This is a genomic window from Parabacteroides caeci (assembly GCF_023656795.1).
In the GTDB taxonomy this organism is placed as follows: Bacteria; Bacteroidota; Bacteroidia; order Bacteroidales; family Tannerellaceae; genus Parabacteroides; species Parabacteroides segnis.
In genome coordinates, this window is record NZ_JAMOKT010000001.1 from 37859 (window position 1) to 49771 (window position 11913).

Consider the following 11913-nt stretch of genomic DNA (forward strand, 5'->3'; position numbering starts at 1 on the left):
ATGGCAAAAAGAAAAGGCAAAGCAAAATCGCGGAAAAAGAAGAATCAGGGGGCATCTTTGGTTTCTGTAATCAGGCGTATATTTGTTCTTGCGGCCTTAGTGGTTATCTGTTTTATCGGCCTGTTATATGTGTTTAACTATTTCTATCCTACTTCCGGCAAGAAGCCTGTGGCAGTGGAACAGAAGAAGCAGCCTGCTGACCCGGTAAAGGAAAAAACGGCAGATAAAAAGCCTGCCATTGTTCCCCCTCGTCCGAAAACAACTACTTTTAAAGTTCCGGCAAATGCCGAAATCCCTAAATTGAAGGCTAAACGTTCCGAGCAAGTGATCCGTCACGAAGGGTATACCGTATCCTACAATTCAGATTATAAGATTGCAAACTGGGTAGCTTACGAGCTGACTGCCGAAGAGGCGAAAAGCAAAAAGACGGAACGTTCTAATAAATTCGTACCGGACCCGATGGTAAAAGGTGCGACAGCAACAAATGAAGATTATACTCGCACAGGTTACGACCGTGGTCATATGGCTCCTGCCGGTGACATGAAGTGGTCGGCAAAGGCAATGCGTGAATCATTTTATTTCAGTAATATCTGTCCGCAGAAACCGGCGCTGAACCGGGGTATCTGGAAAGAACTGGAAGAGCAGAGCCGTCTATGGGCGAAAGATTACGGATCTTTGCTGATTGCTACCGGTCCTGTAATTACGGACAATATGAAACGGATGGGAAAGAATCAAGTAGGTGTTCCTGACGCGTTTTACAAAGTGATTTGTTACGTTTCGGGAAGTGAATATAAAGCAATTGCGTTCATTCTGGAAAATAAGGATTATAAAAAAACTTCTTTGAAGTCAATGGTGATACCTGTCGATAGTGTGGAAAAAGTAACAGGAATTGATTTCTTTCCGGCTGTTCCCGATGAACAGGAAAGGGTAATGGAAGCAAAAATAGATTGGGACAGTTGGTCCTTTTGACACTAGTAGTTTGTACGAGCAATATAGAAGTAAGACAAGCAAATGTAAGTAGCAGCCGTTCGGTTCCGAAGGAGCGGCGCAATTAGAACAATTAGTGGAAAATGAGTGTTGTATAACTATGATTTAACGCATAGTTTTATATGACTGCATACAAGTATATATAATTATAATAAGTAACTAAATAACTAAATCAAGTTGTTATCATGAATGGTAAATTGATTCCCGTTTTTGTATTGACAGCATTGATGTCATGTAGCCAGCCTCCGGTAAAGGAACAGGGCCCTCGTCCGGTGAAGCTGGAAGAAGTGACATCTTTGGATATGGTAGAAAAATCATTTAGCGGTGTTGTATCGCCTGATCAATTTAGTGACCTGGCTTTTAAGATGTCCGGTCCGCTGATTTCATTAAATGTCGAAGAAGGACAGAAAGTACGTACAGGGCAAATCGTAGCCGAAATAGACCCACAGGATTTCAAATGGGATTATGAAGCCAAAAAGGCTTCTTTCCAGACAGCACAGGCACAGTTGCAGCGTGCAGAAAGACTTCTGGCTAAACAGGCAATCTCTCAACAGGAGTATGAATCGACAAAGGCTGCTTATTCCAATGCGCAGGCAGCATTCGAAAACTCACAGAATACCTTGGAGCAGACTAAGCTGCGTGCTCCTTTCGATGGCTTCATCCAAAAGAAATATGTAGAGAACTATCAGAAGGTACAAATGGGACAAGGTATTGTCTGCCTGATAAACCCGAACAAATTGCAGGTGCAGTTTACAATGCCTGAAACGAATATCACTTACTTCTCCACTCCCTACAGCATCTTTGTAGAGTTTGACAATTACAAAGGAACCCGTTTCAAAGCGAAAGTAAAAGAATATGTGGAAGCCTCGCCCGATGGTTCTGGCGTACCGGTATTCCTTTATATTGATGATCCCGAATTTAATCTGAACAAATATAAGGTAGCCGTAGGTTTCTCCTGTCGTGTAATCCTGAACATAGAGAGCAAGAGTTTCAATGAAGGGGCCGTGTTGATTCCGCTGTCTGCTATCGTTGCCGACGAACCGAACAGCGGTAATAAATATGTGTTCGTCTATAACCCGCAAACCTCGAAAGTGGAACGTCGTAAGATTACGGAAAAAGAACTGGTCGGCAAAGACGGTGTTGTCGTAACCGAAGGTTTGAAAGCCGGAGAACAGATCGTTACTGCCGGAGTAACCCGCCTTGTCGACGGACAACAAGTAAAAGTATTAACAGATTAAGAGGATAAGCAATGAATATTCCAAAATATTCCTTAGAGAATACGAAGATTATATACTTCTTCCTGGCTGTTATGCTGATAGGTGGTATATACTCTTTCTTTAAATTGCCGAAGAAGGAAGATGCTCCCTTTGTGATCAAGCAGGCTGTGCTTGTTACACAATATCCGGGTGCGACTCCTTTCGAGGTAGAAAAACTGGTCACCGAGCCAATCGAACGTGAGATTCAATCTATGTCTGACGTGCTTCAGATCAAGTCTGAATCTTATTTCGGTATGTCAAAGATTTCGATTGAACTTCAGCCAACACTCGACCCTGATAACATGCCTGTTAAGTGGGATGAACTTCGCCGTAAAGTGGCGAATATAGAGCCCCGCTTGCCGAGTGGTGCTTCTTCCATCTCAGTCAGCGATGATTTTGGAGACGTGTTTGGTATCTATTACGCTTTGAGTGCGGATGATGGTTATACCTATGATGAATTGCGTGACTGGGCCCAGAAGATCAAGACGGAATTGTCTCCCGTTCCCGGTGTTCAGAAAGTATATCTGTTTGGTGAACAGACACAAGTTATTAATGTAAGGATTTCAGTTCCTAAACTAGCAAACCTCGGTATCGACCCGAACTCGATACAGCAAGTGTTGCAAACGCAAAACCTGCTGGTAAATACCGGAGATATCAATACGGGTAACTACCAGTTGCGTGTCCGGGCGGAAGGAACCTATAAGAATATCCAGGATATCCGCGACCAGTTGATCGTAACCAAAAGCGGTAGTGAAGTCCGTTTAGGAGATATTGCTATTGTGGAACGAGGTTATATGGATCCTCCTTCCAATCTGATGCGTGTGGATGGCAAACGTGCTATTGGTATCGGAGTTGCAACAGGTGCTAAAGATGACGTGGTGGCTGTCGGTAATGATGTAGCTGCCCACCTCCAGGAGATGGAACAATTGTTCCCTGTCGGAATGGACCTGAAAACGATCTATCCGGAAAACAAGATAGCAGATGAAGCGAACAATGGTTTTATCCTGAACCTGATCGAATCGTTGTTGATTGTAATCGTGGTGATCTTCCTGGTGATGGGATCACGTGCCGGTATGCTGGTGGGTAGTTCGCTGCTCTTCTCAGTGGGCGGTACTTTATTGCTTATGCTGATCTGGGGCGTCGGACTGAACCGTACTTCGCTGGCTGCCTTTATCATTGCAATGGGTATGCTGGTGGATAATGCGATAGTTGTAACCGACAATGCGCAGGTGGGTATCAAGCGGGGATTGTCTCGTTATCAGGCCCTGATCGATGGGGCGACCAAACCGCAATGGGCATTGCTGGGGGCTACCTTTATCGCTGTCTGTTCATTCCTGCCGATGTATCTGGCTCCGGCTTCAGTAGCCGAAATCGTTAAACCGTTGTTTATCGTATTGGCTGTTTCATTAGGTTTAAGTTGGATACTGGCATTGACTCAGACAACAACTTTCGGTAACTTTATCCTGAAAGAGGCTAAACCGGGCGAGTCGAAGGATCCGTACGATACGAAACTGTATCATAAATTCGAAGGGGTGCTGGGTCGTCTGATCAAACGCAGATGGATAACTATTACTTCCGTGATTGCGACATTATTCCTCTCTTTATTTATTATGAGTATCATGCCGCAGAGTTTCTTCCCGATCATGAACAAACCTTATTTCCGTGCCGACCTGATCTTCCCTGAAGGGTACAGTATTTACGACGTGGAGAAGAATGTTAAGCTGATTGAAGATTACCTGAGTAAGAACGAGAATATCAAGTCATATTCATTTACCCTGGGAGGTTCACCGGTCCGCTATTACCTGGCAAGTTCGTCGGTAGGTCCGAAACCCAACTTTGCCAATGTGCTGATTGAAACTAAAAAGGCGGAGGATGCACAGGCGGAAGAAGGTAAATTCTATGACTATATGGTGGCTAACTATCCTGATATCTTGACCCGTTCAGCCTTGTTTGCCTTGTCTCCGGTACCAGATGCCGCTATCGAGATCGGTTTTATCGGCGACAATGTGGATACACTGGTCGCTTTAACGGAACAAGTCAAAGAGATTGCCCGCCAGTACGACCAGGTGATGGAAGTGCGTGACAGTTGGGGGAATAAAGTACCGGTATGGAAACCGATGTACTCACAGGAAAAAGGTCTGCGCCTGGGTATTACCCGCCAGCAGGTTGCTTATTCCCTTCGTTCGGCAACAAACGGTGTACCATTAGGCGAATATCGTGAAGGCGATGTCTTCATGCCTATCCTGATGAAGGATGCCGACAGGGATTCTATGAACCTGAACGATATTAGAACATTGCCGGTTTACAGTGCCAAAGGACGTTCCGTCAAAGTTGAACAGGTTATCGACGATTTCTCTCTCGATTATGAATATAATGTAGTGAGACGTTACAACCGTCAGCCATACATGATGATGCAATGTGAGCCGAAACGCGGCGCTAACACCATGGCTGCTTTCAGCCATCTTTGGACAGAAGCTCAAAAACAAATACAGGTTCCTGAAGGTTATAAGATGACTTATTTCGGAGAACAAAGCGAACAGGATAAAGGTAACAAAGCGATTGCCGCCAATATTCCGTTGATGTTCGGTCTGATCTATGTTACCCTGTTGTTCCTTTTCCCGAAATATTACCGTAAACCGGTGTTGATTATGGCTATGCTTCCATTGATCTTCATCGGTGTGGTACTAGGATTACTGGTATTCGGCAAGTCGCTCGACTTCTTTGCGATGCTGGGATTGTTGGGACTGATCGGTATGAATATTAAGAATGCGATTGTGCTCGTCGATGAGATTGGTTTGCAAATGGATAACGGACTGGCTCCTGTCAATGCTGTTATCGAGGCAACCAAGACACGTATCGTGCCTGTTACGATGGCCTCGGGTACAACGATTCTGGGTATGCTTCCGTTGCTGGGCGACGCGATGTTTGCAGGTATGGCCGCAACGATCATGGGAGGTTTGTTTGTTTCAACCATCCTGACCATCTTCGTGCTTCCGGTTACCTATTGTATTTTCTTTAAGATTAAATCGGAATAAGATATGAAAAGTAAACTGATAATAGGTTGTATGTTACTGGGTGCCCTGTCTGCGAAAGCACAGGTGCAGCCCATTACGGCAGCCGAATACAAAGAAAAAGTACTTGAATACAGCCGTCAGATCAAGCAAAGTTCGGAAGAACGGATTGCAATGCAGCATGCTATTAAAGCAGCTAAAACAGCATTCTTCCCGGCTGTGGATTTCTCCGGAAGTTATCAATACCGTATAAATAAATACGAATTGGGAATGGGAGATGGCATACCCGGTATTGAAATGGACCATAATACGTATAGTCTTGGTGCCACAGTAAGCCAACCTATTTACGCCGGCGGACAAATTTACAACAATTATAAGGCTGCCGAAATCCAGGGTCAGATCGCTACTGAGGCCGAAGAGCTGACGACCGATAACATCGTTTATGCCGCAGATATGAACTATTGGTCTGTAGCCGCCCGTAAAGGCATGTACGGTGTAATGACACAGTATGTCGATATCGTACAGGAACTGGCAAACGTGCTGACTCTCCGTTTTCAGGACGGACAGATCAGCAAGACTGACCTGTTGCAGGTACAGGCCCGTTTAAAGGAAGCCGAGTTGAATAAAAGTGCCGCTTATAAGGATTATCAGATTGCATTGCAGAATCTGAATGTCCTGATGGGCGTTCCTCCAATGGAACCGATAACGATCACAGACTCTATTACGATGGTTTTACCGTTACCTATGCAGGTCGGTGAATCGGCAGCATTGGAAAACCGGCCGGACTACCTGATCTCCAAATTGAACATCGAGTATCAGAAAAGACAGATCAATCTATCAAAAGCAAAATATAATCCGACCCTGTCTGTCGGTTTTCAGAGCACATGGGGAACTCCTATGCTGAACGTAAAAGGCTCCGATAACTTATGGACACCGGCTGTATTTGCTTCTTTAAAGATTCCTTTGTTCCGTTGGGGTGCCCGTTTCAAGGAAGTAAATTCCCAAAAAGCCGTGCTGCGCAGTAAAGAGTATGCAATGGATAATACCCGCGACCAGATCACTCAGGAAGTGGCTAATGCATGGACAAGCCTGACAGAGAATACTAAACAGATCGATGTCGCTGAAGAGGCTTGTAAGATAGCAGAAGAGAACCTGGATCTGAATACATTCAGTTACAACGAAGGAAAGCTACCCATCGTCGATGTCCTTTCTGCCCAGTTGTCATGGATACAGTCTTATAGCAGCCTGATCCAGACCTGGTACCAGCAAAAAGCATCATTGGCCCAGTATAATAAGGCTATTGGTATCCGACGGATGCAGTGACCTCTGGTAAAATACATACTAAGTAAAATCTGTTTCTCCCTATTGGAACACTTGTTTCATTAGGGAGAAACATTTGTTTCATTACTATGAAACAGTTTCAAGGTTGTATGTTTATATTTGAATACAATTGCTTGAAGGTTAGAAAGCATTAGTTTTTATCTTTGTATCCGTTTAAGAAAACAAAAACAAGATGGAGATTATAAGATTGACAGCAACGGATCATCCGCGGTATACTGCTTTTAGAAACATATATGATATAAGTTTCCCAATCTATGAACAACGGACTGTGGAGCAGCAACTGGACGCGTTTTCAGACAGCCGGTATCATCTGGATTGTTATATTGATCCGGTCAATGATCTTTTATTGGGCTTTATCGCTTATTGGAGGTTCGATAGTTATACGTATGTGGAACATTTTGCAATCCATCCGAATGAGCGCGGGAAAGGTCTGGGAGGTTTGATTCTGAAGAATCTGATAGAGCAGGAAAGTGGACGTGTATTATTAGAAATAGATCCTGTTACGGATAATGTCTCTGCTGCCCGCCTGCATTTTTATCAGTTACATGGGTTTGTAGAAAATCAGTTTCCTCATACCCATCCGGCTTACAGAAAGGGATATCCGGATCATTCGTTAGTTGTTCTTTCCTCCGGGGAAACCATCCCGGATATTGAATATAAGCGGTTCGCTTCAGATTTGAATCGGGTTATAATGAAAAAGGGAAGGTGACGAACCTTCCCTTTTTCATTATATAGTTTCTTTTTATTCTTTACTCAACGCTTTCAGGGATGCGAAGAATGTGGAACCTTTACCTTCTTCCGACTCGAACCAGAGCTTTCCGTCATGCTGTTCAACAAAGTCTTTGCACAGCATCAAACCTAATCCGGAACCTTTTTCATTATTCGTTCCATAGGACGTGAAGTGAGTATTCTGTTTTAACAGCTTTTCCTGGTCTTCTTTCTTTATCCCCTTGCCGGAGTCTTTGACGCTGATAATGACATGGTCTCCTTCTATCTTGGAACCGATAGTAATTGTTCCGCCTTCAAAGCTGAACTTAATAGCATTTGAAATAAGGTTCCTGATGACTGTTTTGATCATATCTATATCAACAAAACCGGATAATTCTTTGTCCATGTCCTGTAATTGGATAGTCAGTCCTTTTTGGGTTGCCATCGGGATATATATTTCTGCTGTGCTTGAAACCAGGCTGTTTATATCAGTTTCCTGTTTATATACGTTTTGTTTCTTCAGACGGTTTTTGGCCCACTTAAGCAAATTATCCAACAGCAGGAAGATTTCTTCCGATGTCTTGTTCATCATCTGGAGCATTTCAAATACTTCCGGACTTACCAGGTCCTTATCTACCATCATAAGGATCGCATTGTTCATCATTTTCAGAGAACCTAGCGGCGAACGCAGGTCATGGGCGATAACGGAATAAAGGGTGTCACGGGATTCTATGGTGTTTTCCAGTTCCTGCTTAATTCGTTTAATGCTGAATAACTCGAAACGGTGGGCTACGCGCTTAACCAATTCCTCTCTCTGGAACGGTTTCGTCACATATTCTGTTGCTCCGAGCTGGTAACCTTTTACTATACTCTGCATATCACTCAGGGCCGACATGATAATAACAGGTATATCGTTTGTGTCCGGATTGCTTTTAAGATGCTGTAATACTTCGTATCCATCCATCTCCGGCATCATGATATCTAATAGTATGAGATTAGGGTGCTTGTCATGTGCCAGACGTAAAGCCTTGGCTCCGCTGTCACAGGTTAATAGCCTGTAGCCTTCTTTTTTTAATATAGCTTGTACTAACATGACGTTGGTTGGTACATCGTCAACGATCAATACTGTATATCCTGCTGCTAAATTATCCATATCAAATTTAAACTTTTCTTGATATTCAATCACTATGCGTACGCAAAAATATTAATAATGTTTGAATTTACAGGCGTTTTCCTTGTTACATTTTAGAATTATTTTTTTTATTGAATTCTTTTTGCTTTCTCCCATGCTCCATTCCCTTTATTTCCAGCTAAATAGAAAAAACCTCTTATCACATTTATATTCATGAAAGAGAAGTAGTAGGGGATAAAAAACAACTTGTTTCGAACATTTTTCTGTTCCATCATATAACCTGCATAAGCCATTATATAGAATGCAACTTGTAAAAGTAGTAAAAATATATAAGTAAACTTACCATAACAGGCTAATATTATATTTAATGGTATTAAAAGAAATAACATGACCGGTGTAATGGTCCATCGTAAGACACGATGGCTCACAAATTGAAAACTAAGTATACCATAACGGAAGATGTTGAACAGGTTTCGCAGACGCCAGACAGATTGCAATCCTCCGGCAGCAATGCGTATTTTGCGTTTTTCTTCCTCTTTCATATTGAGGGAAGCGGTTTCGGTAGCGTAGGCTTCTTTACAAAAGGCTATTTTATAGCCTTTTTGTGCAATACGTAATGAAAGAATGAAGTCGTCAAGAAGGGTGTCTGACGGCATTTGTTCGAATAACTCCGTCCGTACGGCAAATAATTCTCCTGCTGCTCCGACTGCCGAATACAACCGGTAGTCTAATGCTTTCAGGGCTGATTCGTATTTCCAGTAAATGCCTTCTCCCGCCGTAGCTCCCTGGGCAGTGTTTGTTTCCACTCTTTTTTCTCCGGCTACGCAGCCGACCTCCGGATTGGAGAATTGGCGGATAATTTCATGCACGGCTTCTTTATTAAGCATGGTATTTGCATCCGTAAAGATGACGTAGGGCGTTGTTATGTATTGTATACCTCGGTTCAGGGCGGCTGTTTTACCTCTTCGTTCCGGTTGGAAAAGCACGGTTACTTCCGGGTATTGTTTCAGGAGTTCATTCGTACGGTCGTTCGACCCGTCTGTAACCCAAACGATTTTAAGCTTATCAGTCGGATAGGCGAGGGCATGACTGTTCTCCATCTTAGATGCAACGATATCTTCTTCATTGTATGCCGCAATGAAGAGAGTAACTTCAGGAAGAGGCTCAGGCAATCCTATGCTTATGGTTTTTTTGAAGAGTTCTTTTACTTTTACTAATACATATAATAATGTACCGTATCCCAGATAGGTATAGAAGACTATAAAGATACCGATCCAAAATAGCCATTCGATTACAGTGTAAAATACTTCTTGCATGGTTTTATATTTATTTATCTGATAAAAGAGATTCCGTCTATTCCTCCTTTAAGCAAAGGAAGTATCAGCTTGAATTTTCCTTGGCATAAATAAGTCAGAAAGTGCTTAGGTAAAGCAACAAAAAGCTGATATAGATATGAACATTTCCTTTCAAATGGGTCAGACAATGTTCTTTGGGCAAATATCAAGCGATTGCGGGTATGAAAATATACTTGTAACGGACTTTGCAGACCGACACTGGCACTTTCTTTATGTCCGACGACTGCCTGAGGTTCATACCAGATACTAAATCCGGCTTTATGCATGAAAGTACACCAATCCAGTTCTTCATAATATAAAAAATAGTATTCGCTCATATAACCGAACTTTTGAGTATCAGCAGTCCGGATCATCATGGCTGCTCCATTGGCAAAGGTTGTTTCCTGCGGGACATCAAACCTTCCGTCGTCTTCCTGTGAGTAGCCGATGAACTCGTTACGGAGTGTTATGTAACTCATTGGAGTGGCTCCTGCATATTGCAGTTTATTGTTTTGCGGCCAGAAAGTCGTTTTAGGGGAGACACATCCTATTTTTTCATCACTATCCAGCCGTTTTACCAGTATCTCAAGAATAGGGCGGGTAATGATCGTATCGTTATTCAGGAAAAACAAGTAATCACCGGTTGCCTGTTTGACACCGATGTTATTTCCTTCCGCGAATCCGAGATTGATCTCGTTTCGTATTACTTTTGCATCAGGATATTTTTCTTTTAACAAAGTGTAATCTTTCAGGCTGGCTGAACCGTTATCCACAACTATCAGTTCGTAAGGATAATTTTCATGCCGTTTTAATGATTCAATCATTTCACATGTATCTGTGACCCCGTTATAATTAACAGTGATTATGGAGACTTTTTTATTCATGATTATTCTTTTTAGTGATATGATGCGGTGTATTGTTGAAACTCATGTCTTTCTTTTTTACGCGGCAAATCGAGGCCGTGTAACTGCGTAACAGTGCTATCATCATTGATGGTAGTTTTGTTATGCTGACGAAAAAGTCCCGGGTGTACATATTCCGGGGTATTGCTAAGAGATATGTTCCTATTTTGATGATTAGCAGGCAATACCATTTAATTGCAACGGGAAACGATACGACAGACCAGAAGAGTATCATCAAGAATATCAGCAAAAAACGGACTGGTCTGGGGAAAGGGATCCATTGGATGACCTTGTCAATATATGACAGATTTATCTTCCTTATATTAAAATCCTTTGTTATCAGGGAAAATGCAAGAATCTGTGCATGGAACCATCTTGATCGTTGTCTGATCAGAATGTCTTGTCTGGCGGTCTTCTCATCATATACATATATATCATCACTATAATCTACGAATATGTTGTCTCTGGCCAGGATGGCTTCCAGTTCTTTGTCTTCTGCAAAGGTTTTGCACTCATGCATATGTTGTTTCAGCCATTCAAAATCAAAAACCATTCCGGAACCGATCAAAGCTGATGATAGTCCAACGTTCACACGTCCTTTTCTGAATATAGTATTATTTATCTCTTCTGAAATGCCATCCCACACGGCAACGGATGTGTTTTCATTTTTCCGGGTTCTGTGGGCCTGTAATACTTTAACTGCTTGTGTGGCTTGGTTTATGCGGGTCAGAAAGTCTGTGTCGGTAATGTTATCGGCGTCCATAATAATAACCCGGTCAAATCCTTCCAAGTGATCTAATGCATAAGATATGGATTTATGCTTCATACTTTCTTGAAAGTCAGGAGTAAAAAGAGTTATTGGCAATTGCTCCAAAGAGAGATTGGTTGCCTCCTCCATATGATCAGAGATCACTACTACCTGAAATTTATCTTGGGGATAATCTTGCTTCAAAAAACTTTCAACAGATTCTTTTATTACCTGGTCTTCCTTATAGGCAGCAAAGATAACCGCAATGCTTTGTGTTTTAACATGGTCTGTCTTTCCTTTTTTTCTTTTGACAAAAGAGGCCAAAGTGAAAAAAAGATTATATCCTGTGAATATCGCAGTGATGATGAACAGGAATGTATCCAATTGAAATAGAAGGTTCATTTTCTTTTTTTACAAAAGTAAATATAATATTTAGATACTTTGAATTTCAATGAGTATTTTTGTTGTATCCTCATTTAGAATTATATTTTCTT

At 42.2% G+C, this 11913-nt stretch carries 9 protein-coding genes; 5 read left to right on the top strand and 4 right to left on the bottom strand.

Features of this window, described 5'->3' with window-relative positions; genetic code table 11:
- The 5 genes from NBH15_RS00145 (at position 1) to NBH15_RS00165 (ending at position 7304) form a co-directional block, all read left to right on the top strand.
- Positions 1–969: a DNA/RNA non-specific endonuclease gene (locus tag NBH15_RS00145; protein ID WP_250821706.1), complete on the top strand. Its 969-nt coding sequence runs from the start codon at positions 1–3 to the stop codon at positions 967–969.
- Between the two features lie 203 nt (positions 970–1172).
- Positions 1173–2225, top strand: coding sequence for an efflux RND transporter periplasmic adaptor subunit (locus NBH15_RS00150; RefSeq protein ID WP_010802885.1), 1053 nt, complete (start codon positions 1173–1175; stop codon positions 2223–2225).
- Between the two features lie 11 nt (positions 2226–2236).
- Positions 2237–5278, top strand: a complete 3042-nt coding sequence (locus tag NBH15_RS00155) for an efflux RND transporter permease subunit (protein ID WP_122328995.1) — start codon at positions 2237–2239, stop codon at positions 5276–5278.
- 3 nt (positions 5279–5281) lie between these two features.
- Positions 5282–6577, top strand: a complete 1296-nt coding sequence (locus tag NBH15_RS00160; RefSeq protein WP_250821707.1) for a TolC family protein — start codon at positions 5282–5284, stop codon at positions 6575–6577.
- Positions 6578–6767: 190 nt separating this feature from the next.
- Positions 6768–7304, top strand: a complete 537-nt coding sequence (locus NBH15_RS00165; RefSeq protein ID WP_128133894.1) for a GNAT family N-acetyltransferase — start codon at positions 6768–6770, stop codon at positions 7302–7304.
- Positions 7305–7337: 33 nt separating this feature from the next.
- On the opposite strand, the gene NBH15_RS00170 is transcribed toward NBH15_RS00165, so the two are convergent.
- From NBH15_RS00170 to NBH15_RS00185, 4 genes are all read right to left on the bottom strand, one after another.
- Positions 7338–8456, bottom strand: coding sequence for a hybrid sensor histidine kinase/response regulator (locus tag NBH15_RS00170; protein ID WP_250821708.1), 1119 nt, complete (start codon positions 8454–8456; stop codon positions 7338–7340).
- A 107-nt stretch (positions 8457–8563) separates the two neighbouring features.
- Positions 8564–9751, bottom strand: a complete 1188-nt coding sequence (locus NBH15_RS00175; RefSeq protein ID WP_244051001.1) for a glycosyltransferase family 2 protein — start codon at positions 9749–9751, stop codon at positions 8564–8566.
- 14 nt (positions 9752–9765) lie between these two features.
- Positions 9766–10653, bottom strand: coding sequence for a glycosyltransferase family 2 protein (locus NBH15_RS00180; protein WP_250821709.1), 888 nt, complete (start codon positions 10651–10653; stop codon positions 9766–9768).
- Positions 10646–11821 carry a glycosyltransferase family 2 protein gene (locus NBH15_RS00185; protein WP_250821710.1) on the bottom strand — a complete coding sequence of 392 codons (1176 nt, stop codon included), beginning with the start codon at positions 11819–11821 and terminating at the stop codon, positions 10646–10648. The genes NBH15_RS00180 and NBH15_RS00185 overlap by 8 nt, the downstream gene beginning before the upstream one ends.
- Positions 11822–11913 lie beyond the last annotated feature (92 nt).